This window comes from Rhizobium sp. CB3060 (assembly GCF_025200735.1).
GTDB lineage: Bacteria > Pseudomonadota > Alphaproteobacteria > Rhizobiales > Rhizobiaceae > Rhizobium.
In genome coordinates this window covers 10,393-27,891 of sequence record NZ_CP104162.1, presented here as the reverse complement: position 1 = coordinate 27,891, position 17,499 = coordinate 10,393, and the positions used below count along the sequence as shown (strand labels likewise).

At 57.7% G+C, this 17,499-nt stretch carries 12 protein-coding genes; 7 read left to right on the top strand and 5 right to left on the bottom strand.

The window, feature by feature from the left end:
• Window positions 1-53: 53 nt before the first annotated feature.
• The 5 genes from N2601_RS33615 to N2601_RS33595 form a co-directional block, all read right to left on the bottom strand.
• A complete protein-coding gene (locus tag N2601_RS33615) occupies window positions 54-3,353 on the bottom strand; it encodes a DEAD/DEAH box helicase (RefSeq protein ID WP_260306213.1) in 3,300 nt (1,099 codons plus the stop codon).
• A gap of 198 nt (window positions 3,354-3,551) precedes the next feature.
• Window positions 3,552-4,430 carry a helix-turn-helix domain-containing protein gene (locus tag N2601_RS33610; protein ID WP_260306212.1) on the bottom strand — a complete coding sequence of 293 codons (879 nt, stop codon included), beginning with the start codon at window positions 4,428-4,430 and terminating at the stop codon, window positions 3,552-3,554.
• Window positions 4,420-5,319, bottom strand: coding sequence for a bacteriophage abortive infection AbiH family protein (locus N2601_RS33605; RefSeq protein WP_260306211.1), 900 nt, complete (start codon window positions 5,317-5,319; stop codon window positions 4,420-4,422). The genes N2601_RS33610 and N2601_RS33605 overlap by 11 nt, the downstream gene beginning before the upstream one ends.
• 56 nt (window positions 5,320-5,375) lie before the next feature.
• Window positions 5,376-6,065 carry a hypothetical protein gene (locus N2601_RS33600; RefSeq protein WP_260306210.1) on the bottom strand — a complete coding sequence of 230 codons (690 nt, stop codon included), beginning with the start codon at window positions 6,063-6,065 and terminating at the stop codon, window positions 5,376-5,378.
• Window positions 6,062-6,562: a hypothetical protein gene (locus N2601_RS33595; RefSeq protein WP_260306209.1), complete on the bottom strand. Its 501-nt coding sequence runs from the start codon at window positions 6,560-6,562 to the stop codon at window positions 6,062-6,064. The genes N2601_RS33600 and N2601_RS33595 overlap by 4 nt, the downstream gene beginning before the upstream one ends.
• Before the next feature lie 196 nt (window positions 6,563-6,758).
• Between N2601_RS33595 and N2601_RS33590 the strand changes: the two genes are divergently transcribed.
• The 7 genes from N2601_RS33590 (at window position 6,759) to N2601_RS33560 (ending at window position 17,441) form a co-directional block, all read left to right on the top strand.
• Window positions 6,759-7,541, top strand: coding sequence for a DUF5677 domain-containing protein (locus N2601_RS33590; RefSeq protein WP_260306208.1), 783 nt, complete (start codon window positions 6,759-6,761; stop codon window positions 7,539-7,541).
• A gap of 33 nt (window positions 7,542-7,574) precedes the next feature.
• On the top strand, window positions 7,575-9,128 hold the full coding sequence (locus N2601_RS33585) for an amidohydrolase family protein (RefSeq protein WP_260306206.1): 1,554 nt from the start codon (window positions 7,575-7,577) through the stop codon (window positions 9,126-9,128).
• Between the two features lie 27 nt (window positions 9,129-9,155).
• Window positions 9,156-10,568, top strand: coding sequence for a hypothetical protein (locus N2601_RS33580; protein ID WP_260306205.1), 1,413 nt, complete (start codon window positions 9,156-9,158; stop codon window positions 10,566-10,568).
• 21 nt (window positions 10,569-10,589) lie between these two features.
• Window positions 10,590-11,432, top strand: a complete 843-nt coding sequence (locus N2601_RS33575; RefSeq protein WP_260306204.1) for a hypothetical protein — start codon at window positions 10,590-10,592, stop codon at window positions 11,430-11,432.
• 78 nt (window positions 11,433-11,510) lie between these two features.
• Window positions 11,511-12,719, top strand: a complete 1,209-nt coding sequence (locus N2601_RS33570; RefSeq protein ID WP_260306203.1) for a helix-turn-helix domain-containing protein — start codon at window positions 11,511-11,513, stop codon at window positions 12,717-12,719.
• Window positions 12,720-12,865: 146 nt separating this feature from the next.
• Entirely contained in the window at window positions 12,866-13,834 is a 969-nt protein-coding gene (locus N2601_RS33565; RefSeq protein WP_260306202.1) for an aminotransferase, read from the top strand.
• Window positions 13,827-17,441, top strand: a complete 3,615-nt coding sequence (locus N2601_RS33560) for a DEAD/DEAH box helicase (RefSeq protein ID WP_260306201.1) — start codon at window positions 13,827-13,829, stop codon at window positions 17,439-17,441. The genes N2601_RS33565 and N2601_RS33560 overlap by 8 nt, the downstream gene beginning before the upstream one ends.
• Window positions 17,442-17,499 lie beyond the last annotated feature (58 nt).

Below are 17,499 nucleotides of genomic sequence, written 5' to 3'. Positions count from 1 at the left end.
AAACTCTCGAGGACTGACGCTTTCCAATTACCCGCAGGTTCAAAATCTTCAATTCAAGGACTGCATTGGAACGTGAATGGTATGGCCCACGTGTCCATGAGGAGCGATTGTGTTGCGGCGAGAATTTCCAGCTGCCCTTTATCCTGCTGTCGGATCGCCTCCGATTTCGAGTACCCGGGCTGGACCGCGGTCATCTCAAAACGATAGTCGAACTCGCTCCAGCGGTTGTGCCATTGGATTAGGTCGATAACGCTGCCCTTCTCCAACCTTGAAAGCCCAAACTTCTTCTGTATTGCCGTCTCGCGTTTTCTCAGCCGGGCGAACAGGAGATCCGGCCGTTCCCTCCATCGGATCGCCTTTTGCGTCTGGCCACATACCTCGTAGAGGTCATCGACCCTGGCGGACGGGGTAAGATCGCTCGAGTACTTGCAATGGAACATCGCCACCGTGATGACGTCACCCTCTTTCTTGATGGCTACGACGTCTGCGGATTCGCCAGAGCCGTCATCGTCGAAAACGACATCGAACCCACCGTTCTGCAGCAGTTCATCGATGACGCGGCGCTGGATGCTGGTCGCGTCCTTGTTTCTGCCCTGCGATTCCTTCTTGATGTTGACGCCGCTCCAGTCCCGGGCAACCAAGCGATCGGGATCGAACGGCGGAGCGTGGTCGTCGGGCAGCTTAAGCAACTCGGACGCCAAAAGCATATTGCCATCCGCGAAGTAGATATGCGGCGGATCGTCCTTGAACCATGTGACCAAATCCGTTGTTTTCTTACCGATGCGGACGCCGCTCACGGCCGTCGGCCTATAGTGCGCACCGGAACCGTCTATGGTCATCGCAACATCGACGAACCCGTCATCTCCTCCGACCCTCATTACGATCTCGGTGCCGGGAATCTGGGATAGGATGCGGATCTCGCAATCGTAGAATGGAACCGAGACGTCGCCGAAAACCAAATCGACCCGGTCATCATCGACATGCAGGACCGCCTCGGGCCAATTGATGGCTACAGCGTGCTTGTCGGGCATCGAAGTGAGCTTGGTGGGCTGAACCAGCCGTCGCAGAATACCGTCTGGCTGAATTGACGAGTCCTGCAGCTTCGCACCGATGACCCTGCACCACTCCATCCAGCCTGCGAAACCATGGACGGACTCGTATGACCAGATCTTACCCTTCGTGGAACACCCGATCGTCGACTTGCCACTCACCGTGTAACCCTGACCAAAGATGTTCGTCTTCATCCGGCCGCGATTGGCGGGGTCGTCGGTAAGCTGGGGAGCTATGTCGCTGCCCATGAACTGGGAATACCTGATTGGCTTCCGGACCGCCTCCGAAAGGCCAAGATGGCTTAGGATCAAGCGCTTGTAGCCGTCCAGCACCCTGAAGATATCGTCTCCGCGAATTCGCTTCGCATCGGCCCCGGCAATCTTTTCGGCCAGCCTGGCGTGGAGATCGCTCAGATTCGAACTGCTGACGTAGAGAAGTTGCCGCTCGTCGTCCCAATGGCATGCGTACAGATGATACGCCGAATTTACGGGCTGCCGCATCGACGTCCACTTGAGCTTCTCTTCGGTTTTCAAAACCCAGACCGCAAGCCGCTCGGCGTAGTTGATCGACGGACCTTCGATAATGGAGCCGGGGCCATAAGCATCGACGATCTTGTTCGGATCCCATCTTTCGCAAGCGGTCTCGTACACAACCGCGCTTAGACGAGGTGTCACCTGATCCAGCGGAAAATCCGTCGGCGGCTGGTCGAAACCCTCGAAGACTTCCTGCCGCCGCTCTTCGCGGGCGGTGTTACGGGTTCCAAGGCCTTCGAGCAGGTGGTTCCAGTCGGCGTCTTCATTGTAAAGCGCCTGAAGGCTGTCCCGCATGCCGGCGGCGACAACGTTGGCGATAACCGTCGCGTCGCCGAGGTCTTTCCGCGTCCTGGTGAACCGCCCGACGAACTGTACGGTGATGGCCTCACTCTGATGCTTGTCGTGCAGCGCCGCGATCTTCAGTTCAGGAAGGTCGAAGCCTTCGCCCAACATGTCAACGCACACCACGATCCTGCTCTCTCCGGACCTCAGCTTCCGGAGAGCCTCCAACTTCACCTTCGAGGAAAGGCTGCTGTAGACGATGACGGGGTTGTACTCCGGTAGAAGCTGGCAATAGAGGCGGTGCAGCTTGACGGCGGTTTCGATTATCCGACAGCGCGCCATCGCGAGATGAACGTGGCCGTCTGCCTCGTCTTGGATCAAGGCCGTCTTGACGGCCTGGATTATCCGCCAGTCGGCGTCGTCCCGGTCGAGCCCGTAAATCGGCTTGAAGTGAATCTTCTTGAAATACCTCTCGGCATAGGCCTTGGCGAGTGGGTAGTTGTAGATGAACTTTCCATCGACGCGTCGCCCATCGGTCCGATACGGCGTCGCGGTGAATTGCAGGACGATGCGGTTAGCGAACTGCGCCTTGAATTCCCGCCACGTCTTGGCGGCGATATGGTGGGCTTCATCGACGAAAAGGTGGCTGATAAGCTCCGCCATCCTCAACTGAACTTCCGCGCTTGCCTTGGCGACCGCGTCCATCGTCGTGACGACAACGTTGACCCGCCTGAAGATCCCGTCGACCTCTTCAACCGACTTGGGGATTCCTTCGAGTGTCGCAACGACTGGCAACTTCGCGTCAGCGCCAAGACAACCGCTGTCTTTGAGCACCCCGAGGCTAAGGAACTTCTCCGAGATTTGCGTCCGCAAGGCGTCGCTGGGCACGACGACAAGAAGCCGCCCGACCTCGGCGACGACCATAAGCGCCAGCATCGTCTCGGTCTTGCCTGTTCCCGTTGGCATGACAATCGTCGCGGGGGCAGAAGAAGCGGTCCAATGGCCGAGGGCGGCATGTATAGCACCTATTTGCGGCTTCCTGAGTCCGGGCTGGACAACGATGTCGCCGACGATGCGCTCTTCGGTAAAGGTGAACGCCCCTCGCCAAGATCGGCGGATTTCGTCGCACCTGCCTTCGAGTTCCTCGATCGAGATGCCGGTGGCATCGGCTGCGGCGGGCTTGATCCAGACGCCAGGAGTCGAATCTTTCCGGAATTCCGCAAGGCTCACCGCCGCCGGATGGCGCAGTATCTCGTCGCTGGGCAGATCCACGTCGGTCTTTCGGGGGATCACTGCCACCTCGCGCCGTCCATCGGGACTGCGGAGAAACAGTCCCCGAACTCGCTTTTCGGTAAACTCGTTCGCAGAGGCGATCAGCTTGCGGCCGGGATGGCCGAGTTTCCTGACAGAGGCACCGTGGATTTTACCAGCTATCGCGAATTGCGGCGGAAGCGAAATTTCCAAATCTTCTTTGAAAAGAGTATCCACGTCGCCTCCAGGCAAATGAAATGCGGACCCTTGACTATACCCTCAAAGGTAGTCCCGCTCCTCGGCCGCCGCAACGCCGGGAAGGTCGGGCGACCTCTTGCAAGCCGCCTGTTCCACAAGAGAGTTCGAACGGAACGACTGCACTACACGGCCGAATGCTACCGGGCTGCCTCGATGGTATCTGCGACCCGGCAGCGCCTACGGGTCCTTGTCGGGAACGTCAAAGCTGAGATTGCTAACGTTGCGACGATCGACCCAGACGTGCTCCCGTTTTACCGCACCCGGATCAGCGGCTTTCGTCGTGATGGCGAGTATGGCGACTTTCACATCGGGAAATCGTGGCTGGGGAGCGTCCATAACACCAACGAGCACCGTCAGCCCTTGCCGCTCCATTTCGGTCACATGTTCCTGAATGTCCCTATAGAGGCGACGTCTTTTGGGTTCCTGACCATCCCTTTCGATTTCCTCGCTCAATATGAACCCGGCCAGGTCAATCCATTCGGCCAGGTTTGCGATATAGTCGTCATGCCCCTCCGGTACGGCGTGCTTGTGAACCAGGATGCCAGCGCACTTCGCCGCATCTCGAATGGCCTTCTGGGTTTTCAGTGGCACGACAGACACCTGTTCGAGGTAGCCGTAAGTCTCGATCAGATCTTCCGCCGCCTTGTCTGCACCAAGCGGTATGCGCGGAGCGTGAAGCTTGCCCGTCTCGTACCCCAGCGCGACAGCAATCCTGTCGAGATTTTCCACGCTCACCTTTTCACCGCGCTCGACCCGCTCCACGGTCGATACCGAAACGCCTGCGAAGTCGGCGAGTGTCGAGACCTTCCAGTTTTTCAGTCCGCGCGACCATCGTACGAAGAAAGCTACTGTTTCGAGCGGCGGTGACGACGGCACTTCCCGGGAGCGCTCAGGGAGGTTGGCTACGCTATTCAAAAGCTCATTCAAAGACATCGTTCGGTTCCTTTCGATAACCGTAGAGTGCCTCAAAATTAGAAAGCAAAAGAGGTCCAAAAATCCTTCAGCTTCATATTTTCCGGCAAGCGGCGTTACGCCAACTGATACTTCAAAACGCATCCAGGATGGCATATTCCGTCAGATGGGCCGGCACACCCAGCGACTCCATGCGCTGACGCAGCCCATCAAGATCCTCATAGTAGCTGACCTTCCAGCGCACCTGGTTGACGTCGATATTCGCGATGACCTCCTCAAAATACGGGTGATCGACCTCCGACACTGAATGACCCATCACAAAAATTCGATCGACATCCGACAGCTCGGCAAAGAAGGCTGCGTTTTTCTCGATGACTTTGGCGGTGGGTTTGAACGTGTCCCTGAAGTAGTCGTCTACAATCCCCTGCCCTTCGACGACACGCATGTCCGCACCCTCCGGATCCAGCTCGAAACGGTAGGGATCCGGGTTTGGATCCGGCTCCCATCCATGGCCCAGAACCAACGTCTCCGTTGGGTTCGCCGCCGCTCCATGGATGTGCAACACGTTGATGTCGGGAACCCCATACAAGCGTTGCAGCGACGGCGTGTAATTGAAGTTCAAGAAGACCGCCAAGGGATTCACCGGAACGCGCTGCCCGCTGTACTCAGCAGCCGATGGGACACGAAGCTGGCGTATCCATTCGGCGAAGCGCAACCGCAACGTCGTCGAGATCGCCTCGACCGCCTGCTGAATCTCGTACTGGTAATCGTGGTGGTATGCGTCGCTCCAATCCTCGGCACCATATCCGACCAGAAAGTTGGACGCGTCCTCGATCAGCGAGTCGCTGTCGAAAGAGGCCAACCGATCCTCGAATTCGGCCCAGAACTGCGCATCCATCGAGAAGTATTTCTCGACGACATCATAGGTCTTGGCATCCGAACGCCGGAGATACTTTCCGAACGATTTATAGGAAGACGGAATTCCGTGGTGGAGATCGAAGCCGTTTCCGATGATGTAAAGCGTTTTCCCCATCCCAGCCCCTCAGTGTTTTCCCGTTCGCCAACACATTCGCTCATCTACGCTGCTCTTCAATCGTTCACATCCATATCCGGCTCCGCGATCAACTCCTCCGCCAATTCCGAAAGCCAGGGCGAAACATTCTCGATCTGAACCGCGCTGGCGTGAGCCGCGTAATAATCGCCGACCGTCCGGAAGCGCTCCCCGAACCGCTCCGTAAACATCCCCTGCAGCTTGTCGTTTCTGCTCAAGACGCTCGACATGGCGCGACCACCTCGCAAGAATCTGATCGCATGCTCCGTTCCGAGCAAATAGAGGTGCTTACGCTTCGCCGTTGGATGCTCCGCAAGCAGCAGGTCATCCTTGAAAACCGAATTCTGACGGATCGTCTCGGCCCCGCCTCTCCACTGAATTAATTTGAACTCGGCAACCCGGACATTCGTCTCCAGGTCAAAATCGCGGCCCGTATTTCCCGCGCCGAGAGACACAGATTCGACGCGCTCGTCCGGCTCGAGAATATGTGGCAGGCAAATGAGGATGCCGAGCGCATGGATCGTGACATTGATCTGCCCGGCAAGCCCCTTCATGCCGGCGGCGGCCGCAAGCACCTCACGGCCAGCCCCAGCATTTGCGAGGAAGCCCGTGCAATCGCCGGCCGACACGCCTCGCACCGCGCCTTCGATGCGCGATAACGTCTGCGTCAAATCCGGCCCGGTAAAGCGTCCGAGCAGTTTGACGATCTCGACGGGATCTCCAGTCACCCTGCTTTCCCCAGCTCAGCGCGCATCCACTCCGTCAGTTCTTCGTCCAACGCAGCGTCGACATAGACGTCGCAACGGGGCGCGATCCCCGCCTTCACGTCGACTACCAGATGAAGCCCAACCAAATAGCCGTAAGCCCCGGCCTGTTCCGTCATCCCCTTGAGCTTCCAGATGTCCCCATCGAAGTCCTTGTTGGTCGACTTCTTGACCTCGACGACCAGCAAATTTTCACGCTTCCCGACCCGATGTACGATCAGGTCAGGGACGATCGCATCCTTCCCAATCAACTCATCATCGCTCAGGTCATAGCGAAGGCGCTTGATCACATCTTCGCGGCGATTCCATTCCAAATCGATCGACCAGCCGGCAAATTCCCCGTGCAGGAGATCCCGAATCCGAGCGACAAGCGCGCGCTCGGCAGGATCCGCATAGGCAAGATCCTTATCCTGCAGAAGTGCACGCACCGCAGCAGCGAATACTGAAAGTATTTCTTGCAAATCACCCCTCATGACATTCATTTACCATGAAATACCTCAATGAAAATCGGGGCCGCGAAGTGAAAACCGAATTCGCCCGCAAGAAGACGAAACCCAACACTCTTTGCCTTTCCTATATGGCTACCGATGGCATCGCGCTCCCGCGAGATTGCACCGGGAAACCCCAGCCATACCAAATTTTCCGGAGCTGCTTTCCGTGACCGAACAGCAATCGCGCTCATCGCAATGGCTTGCCTGGATGAACGGCTACGTCGACGCTGCCAGACGCTTCATTTCAGAAGACCCGATCGACGTTGCCTCAGACGAGGAACGTGAGCTGATAGCGCTTAAAATGGCGCTGTACGCCCGAGCACTGACGCTGTTTGAGGGTGCCCTGCTCCTGCTCGAAAACGACCGACAGCTTGATTTTCGCATCCATTCCCGCGGCGTCCTTGAGGCTACGATGTACCTCATCGCGCTGGACCGAAATCCCGCTTTCCTCGCGCGAATGAAGGACGACGACTTCAAGAGCCGGCATTCGCGTGCTGCTCTTCATCTAGACGCGAAGACGTTCAGCGGCACCGACGACGTCAGGCAACAGCTTGAGGAATTTGTCGCTCAAGGGCTCCAGGGCGCGAAGGCAATCCAACTCGGTACGCTCCTGGAGGGCAGCGACTTCGATCGGCTTTATCGCAGCTATCGCGATATTTCCGGAGACGCGGCTCACGTGAGTGTCACCGCCCTCAACCGGCACTATATCGAGCATCCCGAAACCGGTGCGGCAACACTGATCCTTCATCCGGAGCTCGATGACGACGATTTTCAGCGTACGATGACAGAGCTCGGCATTTCAATGACAATTGGAACTCTGCTCATCATGAAGATCAAAGCAAAAACTGACGTTTGGGACGAATTTCAGACGCTACTCCGACGCTACCGGGCCTTGGCAAGTGAACGGCACCATGCCGACCAACCGTCAACGCAGGATGAGAACGCCTAAAAATTTCAAATTCAGTCTCTAGGGGGAGTTTAGATGGGAAATTTCATTGCAGCAGTTCACGGCGTTCGACAGGTTCTCGTCGGCCGCATCGTCACGATGGATGGGAACGGTACGATCTACCCCCATGGCGCGATCTGCATCGAAGCCGACCGCATTGCCGCCGTCGTCGCCGACCCTGGTCATGTTCCCAATGAATTCGCAGGCATCACGCCGATCGACACCCACGGGACGATCTACCCAGGCCTAATCGAACTCCATAACCATCTCAGCTACAATTTCCTGCCGCTCTGGAACGTCCCGAAGACCTACACCAACCGAAATCAATGGCGCGAGCACGAACCCGACTACAAGATTTCGATCTCCCTCCCCTCCAATGTCATCGGCGGCAACGTTGATGTCGATTACCCGCGCAGTATCGCGCGCTTCGTTGAATGCCGGTCGCTCCTTGGCGGGACGACGACAACGCAAGGCCTTAGCCGGGGCGGTGGTTCGAAATGGTACCAGGGTCTGACCCGCAACGTCGAAGCACCGCGCGACTCTGCCTTTCCTGCCGCCGGAGGCCAAACACTGGACTATGCGGCTGCCCAAATCGCAACGGACCTCGTCCCGGCGCTTCAGAAGGATCGCCCCTTCTTCTATCACCTCAGCGAAGGAACCGATCAGGACGCGCGCCAGCGCTTCCTCGATCTTCAATACACCCCCAACACTTGGGCCATCGATCCGGATCTGATCCCGATCCACTGCACCGGACTGCAGGCGGCCGACTTTCAACGCATCGCCGGTGCTGCCGGGATGGTATGGTCACCGCTTTCCAACCTTCTCCTCTACGGAAAGACCGCCGACGTCGCATCCGCAAAAGCCGCGGGCGTCCCGATCGCACTCGGATCCGACTGGTCGCCAAGCGGGAGCAAAAACCTCCTGGGCGAGCTCAAGATTGCGCGCATCGTCAGCGACCATCTGGGAGGCCTGTTCTCTCCAGAGGAACTGTCACGGATGGTGACATCGACGCCCGCGAAAATGCTCGGCTGGCAGGGCCAGGTCGGTAGCATTGAACGCGGACTGAAAGCGGACCTCCTAATCCTCGATGGTGACACAGGTGATGCCTACGCGCAGCTCATTCGCGCGCGAGAGAATGACGTACTGGCTGTGCTGATCAATGGAAGACCCCGGCACGGCCGCCTTGGCTTCCTCGATTTCGACGCCAAGGAACAGGAACGTATCCTCATCGGCGGAAAGGACTACGTCCTTGATTTGACCGAAGCCGGTGACGATCCGCTGGCTGGACTTTCACTTGGTACGGCAATCGCCAAATTGACGTTCGGTCTGGCGCACCTGCCGGAACTTGCAGCAAGCGCTCCAGCGCCGACGATTATGGGATTTCAGGCGATCGAGCGAGATGCCATCACAATCGATTTCGAATTGGAAGATGATCAACGATTTTCAACATTGCAGGACATCATGAAGGCAGCGGCGCCAGTGTTGAAACCATTGCCCATGTCGCCGATCACGGCCGTCGACGATCCCGGTTTCATCCCCGCTTTGAAAGCCAACATCAATCTCCCGACCTATGTCAAGCAAGCCCTCTAGCCGGCCCGAACAGCCGAAGGCGACGTGATGCGAAAAATCCCGCAGTGGGAGTTCGATTTCTACGCCTTGTCGCTCCCCCGCGGCCATGGTTTCGGCGACGAGCCTCCCGTCGGAGCGTGGGGTGGGTCGGACGGTCTCGCCTGCGGGGTTATCACCCGGAACGCCGCCACCAAGACGTTTGGCACGATTGTGATGCGCCGGCGCGTGGACTCCGTCTGGACGATCACCGGGCGAGCGAGCGGTTTCGGCTCAATGGATGCGGCAATCGAAGCTTTAGAGCCCTCCCTGGCAGAGGGGATACCGCCGGAACCTGTCCCGTCCGGCGTCGTCGCGCACTCGCCACTCTTTGATCTGAAGGATCGTGAGCCGAGCGATTCATTTCGACTGCTGGCAACTGCTGCGCGCCAGCCCGCCGCATGGGCGCTGAACCAACTCTATCTCGCCCTGCCGAGGCCCGACCGCAATTGGGTCAGCGACTGTCAGACCACCAATTTTCACACCCGCATTTGGGAGGCTCAGCTCCTCGCCTCATTTCGAGAACAAGGGCTGCTCGTCGAGCAGCCGTTCGAGTCTCCCGATTTTCGCATCGCGAACCGCCTTGGCGGCGAAGCTTGGGTCGAGGCAGTCACGGCAAATGCGCCGTTGCCCTACAATCATGTCAATGCGCCGTTCGCGGAGATACCGACCGACAAGGAGGAGATTTTCTTCGGCAGCGCCGCACTACGCTTTGCAAAGACGATCGGCAACAAGCTCGCGAGGCGGTACGATCAGCTCCCCCAGGTCGTTGGAAAACCCTTCATACTGGCGGTCGCCGATTTCCACGCGTCTGGATCGATGATGTGGAGCCGTGACGGCTTGATCGGCTATCTCCAAGGATCCGGCGCGACCGTAGCCGAGGTCGACGGCCGCCTGCAAGCAGTGCCGATGCCAGCTGAAACGCTTCTTGGCCCTGCCCAATTCCCGGCCGGTCTGTTCGCAAATGACCGCCATGCAGAGCTTTCAGCTGTCATCTTTTCCAACACCTGCTCAATCGCCAAACTCAACCGAGTTCCGATCTCCGCTGCGGGTGCGCCAACGGGCTACCGCTACACCAGGATGGGAGAGTTCTTCGATCGGGAACCCGGTGCGCTGAAAGGCATCCCCTTTTGCCTCGACATAACGAGCGACGAGTATCGTAACCTTTGGCCGCATCGGTACGAACCCTGGACCGCCGAAATCGAAGTCATTCACAACCCCTTTGCCCGCCATCCTTTGCCATTCGAACTACTCCCGGAAGCTCAACATTGGTTCGAGGCGGATGGTGAGTGGCAATGCAGTTCCGTTTACGAAACGTCGATTTTGTGGTCGCAGACATGGATCACCGATGCTGACAAGCCCGCACCCACACTGCAGCAGGTTCTTGAAGCGAAGCGTAGCACCGACCCTTCTACATCCGGATGAGGCGGCAAGCGTCCGCCATTATTGAAAGCATCTCATCACGCGCACGCCGCCTCCGGAAAAACAGGGTCCGGTTTCCGCAAGAAATACCCGGGCAGTATTGCAAAACGCAAAATTTTCTATATCGTTTCCCGTATCACGAAAGGGATTCGTATGCTCGACGTTCGCCAAACCATCCTTGATGCCTTGCCGAAAGATCTTCTGTTGGATCTTGAGGATCGGCTTCGTGCCGAAGCACTGAAGGCGAACTCCGTCGTGCAGCGTGAACTCGCATTGAACCCGAAACGAAGCCGAGAAGCCGAAGGGCAGATCCGGTTTCGTCTGCAAGAGCAGGGTTATGAAGAGGTTGTGCAGCTTCACGGTGGGCATCTGCTTACTGACGGGGTAGTGGTCGGAACAAATCTCAAGGTTTTTCAGCCTTTCGCGCGGTTTGTTGGTCCTCAAACCGGCGTCATCCTCGGCTTCGCTTCCATGCCGGAACGCAAAAAGATCCCTCCGAAAAACATGTCGCGCGCGGCCGGCGTAACGCTGAACGTTAGTCTTCAGTCGAGTCTTTTCTCGGATGAACGCAGTCCGAAGCCCACGGATATTTTCGTGTTGTTTCTAACCGCGCGAGATCGTGAGCGGGGTGGAATGATTGAGGAAATTGCGATCGGTGTGATTGGCTCCGATTACAAAGATTTTGTCTTTTATGAATCGCTTGAGAACTTCCTGGGCGGATATGGCTCGGAAACGCAGACGCCTCCTGCCAAGCCGCAGGATCCGCAAGGCGGAGGTAGCGTGGTCAAGCTTCGCGAAGCCCGCAAGCTGTTTGTACCGCCAGAAACACGCAGAGACAAAGAATCCGAAGACGGCACAGGTGAATAAGGTCGCCTGTTAGGTTAAAGCCTGCAAAACGTTTGATGCTCCGTACCATCAAGTACGGAGCTTGTTGGATTCAAGGCAATGAGAATTGGCACCCCAGGGTTCATTCCCGCCCGTTTGACCGAAGCTCGCGACGCGCGACGTATAACAACCAAGTCGGCTCTAGCAAGGCGTCTGGGCGTAAGCCCTACCTCTGTATCGCGCTGGGAAGACGACAATGCAGATCAGAGTCCAGACTACTCGACGCTGATTCGCCTTGCAGACGAGCTTCAGGTTCGACCTGAGTTTTTCTTGCGTCCACGTTTCGCCAGCGAGAGGCCGACTTTCCTTCGTTCGCTCGCAAGTACCCTCATTCGAGACCTGAATTACCAAAAAGCACAGATGCACTGGCTTCAGGAAATCAGTTTTGTCCTGAGCCATTACGTCGATCTACCCGAGGTCGATATTCCTGATGTGCTCTCGGGTAGCCGTTACAGTGAATTACGCGATGACGACATCGAGAGTATCGCATTGCAACTCCGGCGACATTGGAACCTGGGGGAAGGTCCCTGTGGTGATGTCGTCGCTCTGATGGAACGCGTGGGCATCGTCGTTGCGACCATACCCATGAATACAACGAAGCTCGATGGCCTGTGCAGTTGGTCGCCGGTTGACGAGCGTCCGCATGTTTTGCTCGCGACAGACAAGATGTCGTTCCCTCGTCGACAGATGGATGCTGCGCATGAATTGGCCCATGCCGTACTGCATAAGAATGTTTCCGAACCCGAGTTCGAAGAGAACATTCGCATCATCGAGAAACAGGCTTTCCGGCTAGCAAGCGCTCTACTCTTGCCCTCCACGACCTACCCCCATGAAGTGAAGCATCCTTCACTTGCAATGTTAACGACGCTCAAGGAACGTTGGAGAGTCTCGATCAAGGCTCAGATCAAGAGGCTCTCCGATCTTGAAATCATACCTGAGGACTATTCTCGCCAATTGTATAAGCTCTATTCCGCAAAGGGTTGGGCAAAAGGCGAGCCCCTCGATCAGCACTGGCCAATCACAGCTCCAAAGGCATTGCGCGACAGTCTAAGCTTGATCGTTGACAACGGTATCCGAGGCAAAGCCGATCTCTTGGCCACCGAGTTTACGGTCTCATCGGCAGACGTCGAGGCGCTTTGCGGTTTACCTCGAGGTTGGTTCGACAGAGAGGCGGCTGAGGTGGTCACGTTGAAGGCTGGCGGTGATCATCCATCGCGAACCTCAATCGGGACCGGCGAAGTCGTACCATTTCCTTTTGGAAAACGCTAAGGCCCGGCTTTCCGGCTTGCCCCCCTACGAACGGTTTGTTCATGATTTGCGTGAGCTTACGGGCAACAGCGATGGATGCGATAGTGCACTGGCATCACGGCAGCGCTTTCGCTAGAGTTGTATGATGATCATGTGAAACGGACGAAATGCATACCGCCCCGCCGCCAAAAGATGCCCTTGCAAAATGGCTAAACGATTATCCGTCGGAGGAGGTCGAGGGCTACGGACACCTACTTCTAGAGGAGAAGGCGGAAACTGACCCGGCCCTTGCAGACGATCTTATCGATTATTTCGAGTCCGCCCATCTCGACGCGCGCAAGTGCTTCCACAAACTGGCGCGGATCAGCCTCCATCCTGACGCGGGCGATGAGGCGTGCGATGCGCAATATCCAAACTCACTCCCATTGACAGCGTTGAAAGGTCTTTTCGGCGAGGTCATGTGCGGCATGATGGCGGAGAATTTCGAGTTCGTCGGGAAACATGAGTACCTAATCCCAGTCTTTCTATTCCGCAACCACGAAGACGCTGGGCAGTACATTTACACGCTCAGCCGAGACCCCACGCGAACTCGCGAGGTGCTTGGACGGAAAGGCGATGATTTCATTGCAATCGTGGTTGATAACGAAGGAAAGGTCACCCGCTTCATCGCCGGGGAGGCGAAATGGCGGGGATCGTGGACACCGTCTGCCCTGGCGACCGTGATGCTTGGCGCCAAGATCGAAGATCCGGAGGACAAGACAAAGCGTATCCATAACGGCAAGGGTATCTGGTTTGAGGTTAATCGGGGCCTTTCGGTTCCCCTCGGTCTCGAGCAACTGCATGCGATCCTGGACGAATGTGAGCCGGACAAGTACTCAAGCGTGATCGCTTCGCTCGATCGGATTCTCGCCCGCCGCAATCCCGATCCGGTCGAACGCACGGACTTGATCCTTCTGGCAGGAGGTTCGCCTCCGACGCGAAAGGCGAAACATTCACTTATACCGTGGGACGTCTTACCGGAAGAATACACCGCTGGTCGCGATCTGCAGATCGTGGAGCTTCTTTTCTCCAATGGGGACGATCTAATCGGCGAGATCTACTCCCGCCTTTGGGCGAAGGAGGACGCTCTTGCCTGAGTTTGACCAGCAACGCCTCGATCTCGCGCGCGCTATACAGCGCGATCTCGCTCAGGAACAGACGCTGAGCGCCATCCAGGCACGTTCATTTGTGCGTTGCCTGCAGACAGACTGGAATGTCGAGACAATCCAGTGGGCCGACCGTGACTCCGATGCGATCCTGCAGCAGGCCAGACATCTGATCCGCGCCGGTCGGATCTTGTCGACAGTGGCCGGAGGAGATCCTCAGGAAGCCTCCCTTGCTTTTCGTAGGGCCGGCGAGCTACTTGAATGGCTTGCGAGAGCACGTGACAAGGTCGGCGCGGAGATTTCGACAGCACTGATAGCAGCCGGCTGCTATCAGCTCGGGGGACTTCCGGCGATGGCCTCTGGCCTCCTTCGCCAAGTCTCGCAGGATGATAGAGGATCGAGACTTTTCGCGGAATTCCTCAAAGCTGACTTCGATGCCGTGCTTCGTCGCGCAGCTTCCTTCTGGCGCGACAATAGCGATCTGACCCGACGGGGTGTCGAAGAACAGTTCTTCGGCGAGGATACCGAGGACGCCGTAACGTGGTTTGGCACGGTCGAACTGGTGAGATGCATCGGCCTCGCTGCACAGACCTTGCGGCGAGGAGACACGGCTCGGTTCTCTGTTGCGCTTGAGCGTCTACGCGACGTTGAGAGACTCCTCGTGCGAACGTCGGCTGATGATGTGGCCCTACTTTCGTTCTTCCTACGCTCAGCGTGCGAGCGGTTTGGCAAATCAACGATTTACGACCCCCTGAGGCGGCTCGTAGCTATTAACCCCGCTCGACTCACCCATGTGAACCAGTTTGCCCGGCGCCAATATTCGAGAGGCCGCGGCATCCTTTGGCAGTCCCAGCAACAAGGAATCGAGCGGCTTCTCGACAATTCATCGTTTGCGCTCTGCACACCGACGGGTTCGGGCAAGACACTTGTCGCCAATCTCGCGATCTTGAAGGAACTTTTGATCCTGCAAGATGGGAATGCGTTGCTTGCACCCTTAGCGCTCTACATCGTTCCCTCGCGCGCACTGGCGGGTGAAGTCGAAGCGAAGCTTACGGGCGAACTCGGCCGCGACTTCGTGGTGACGGGGCTTTATGGCGGTTCCGACTGGGGTATCACGGATGCTTGGCTGACCTCCGATTCTCCAACCGTGCTCATTGCGACGGTCGAGAAAGCGGATGCATTGATGCGTTATCTGGGGCCGATGCTGCTCGCACGCCTGAAGCTCTTGATCGTGGACGAGGCACATCAGGTCGTCACCGAGAACAACGAACGCGAGCGCAACGCGCTTGCCGATCACATGAACCGGGCGATTCGACTCGAAAGTTTCATTTCGCGTCTTTTGCTCCGCAAGCCCGAAATTGTTCGCGTTGCCTTGACAGCAGTAGCAGGCGGCGCGGCGCCGCCCGTCGCTCGCTGGATAGAATCCAATCCTGACGCAGTACCGGTCGGGTCGAACTATCGCAGTACGCGCCAGGCCGTCGGCGTGCTGGAGATCAGTAACGGGGCTCCGAGGATCGAGCTGCATCGCGTCAACGAGCACTCGCTCGGCGTTCGTGGACGGGGTGACGTTTATATTCCGCTGAGGATCAGCCCGATGCCCGCGCCGTCGTCGGCCATCCGCAACAGTCTCAATCACTATACACAGAACAGCCTACTATGGACGGCTCTGCATCTGGTGGGCGACGATCGCCGTATTCTCATCTCGATCTCGCAACGCCCTGAGCAAACCATGGGCTGGTTTGCTGATGCGTTCGAGCTTCCGGGATGGGACGATGTGCCAGCCTTTGAAGTGCCCGCCGATGGCGAGGATGCCGCATTGTTTGCAGAAGCCAGATCGGTCTGCATCGACTATTGCGGCGAGAATTCCCATGAGCGCAGGCTTCTCGATCGCGGGATTGCAACGAACCATGGCCAGATGCCGCAGCGACTTCGCCGTCTGATGGTCGCGTTGATCGATCGAACGATCTGCCCCATCACAGTCGCGACAGCGACTTTGACTGAAGGGGTCAACCTTCCGTTCGACATGATTTTCCTTCCACTCCTGAAGCGGACGATTTTCAACCTCGCAACGCAGAGGCAGGAAGAATACCCGATCTCAGCCGCGGAGTTTCGAAATCTGTCCGGCCGAGCCGGCCGACCGGGCGCGGCGAAGGGGATGGAGGGTCTGACACTGATCGCGCTGCCGGTAACGCATTCGACGACCGCTCCTAAGCAGATCGCAACGCAGCAGGGACAGGTACGAGACCGCCGTCAGGACTATGATGATCTCATCGCCAGGCTGCGCGCAGGCGCAGTCGGTGATGGCGAGACGACAAGCGCCCTATCCGTACTGTTGAATGCGATAAAGGAACAGGTCATGCGCCTGCCCGGGATCGACGATGATGACGATTTCCTGGACTGGATTGCCGCAACCGCCCCTGGGGATGTCTCCGATGTCGCCGGGCAAGCGGACGCGTCGGCACCTGCGCGTCTCGCCGACCGCCTCGATGAACTCGACGCATTAATCCTGGCGGCGATCGAGGAAACCGCAGCGATCGCAGGGAAAGAGACCACACCCGCAGGTGCCGAAGCGATGCTCGCGGAACTCTGGCGGCGAACCTTCACAGCTGTCGCGCGAGCAACCGAAGACTGGATGGAACAGGCCTTCGTGAAACGCGGCCGGGGGATGGTTGAAGTAATTTACCCCGAGCCTGAGGAGCGCAAGCGCCTTTACGATTATGGCTATTCACCGCATGTCGGCCGACGTTTTGAAGATGTCGCCGCGGGCATCCTTCTTATCCTTCAGGAGGCGGTGGACTATGGCACGATGCAGCCAGAGAACCGGCTCGGAGTGTTCGTCGCCCTCGGAGAAATGGTTGCCGAAGACGGCGGTTACGGCTTTTCCGTCCGCGATACCGAAATGGGCCGAACCCTCTATGGCAACTGGCATGAAGTTCTGCGCTGGTGGATGGGCGTTCCGGGAGCTGTGGGGCCTGAACCGCGCGACCTTCGCGCCTGGCAGATATTCACGACGGACAATTTTGAGTTCCGACTTGGCGTTGCGATCGGGGCCGTAGTTGCCAGAGCATGGTCACAAGGTGCCGGCGACGTGCTCGCCACGCCAACGATCGAGACCTGGAAGGCGACGACCGGACTGCCCTGGTTTGCTTTCTGGGCAAAGGAACTACTGCGCTGGGGGACGCTTGATCCTTTTGTGGCGTTTACCCTTTCGCTCGGCGTTGCAAAATCCCGTCCGGAAGCTGATGCGATGCGCGCCCAGTATATCGCGTGGCTCGACGAAGAGTTGATCATCTGGGACGGCGAGGATCAGATTGATCCTAGCAACCTTCTCGCCTGGTCTAAAACGCTGATACCGCAACAGGCCGATGTCCCTAGGCGCGCACCTATTGCAGCCGTTCTGTCGGGAACCGACGGGAGAGCGGGACGGTACGCGGTAATTCCTGTGCGATCCGGAGAACGGATCCGCTGGCTTGACGCGTCCGGTTTTCGTCTTGCCGTATCTGATCCGCCGCCGGGGGATTTTTCGCGAGCCACCCGTCAATCGGACGACTACGACCTCGTTATCGAGGACCGCAATGTCTCTGTCGTACGACAATGAGATGCCACGACCAAAGTCGGCTTCGATAGTAAAGGTCATACCGGGCGTTTGTGCTCGT

Excerpts from the sequence above, each read along its gene's own strand:
- N2601_RS33585 (WP_260306206.1), top strand. The coding sequence starts at position 7,575 with ATGGGAAATTTCATTGCAGCAGTTCACGGCGTTCGACAGGTTCTCGTC.
- N2601_RS33605 (WP_260306211.1), bottom strand. The coding sequence starts at position 5,319 with ATGGGGAAAACGCTTTACATCATCGGAAACGGCTTCGATCTCCACCAC.
- N2601_RS33610 (WP_260306212.1), bottom strand. The coding sequence starts at position 4,430 with ATGCGTTTTGAAGTATCAGTTGGCGTAACGCCGCTTGCCGGAAAATAT.
- N2601_RS33580 (WP_260306205.1), top strand. The coding sequence starts at position 9,156 with ATGCGAAAAATCCCGCAGTGGGAGTTCGATTTCTACGCCTTGTCGCTC.
- N2601_RS33565 (WP_260306202.1), top strand. The coding sequence starts at position 12,866 with ATGCATACCGCCCCGCCGCCAAAAGATGCCCTTGCAAAATGGCTAAAC.
- N2601_RS33570 (WP_260306203.1), top strand. The coding sequence starts at position 11,511 with ATGAGAATTGGCACCCCAGGGTTCATTCCCGCCCGTTTGACCGAAGCT.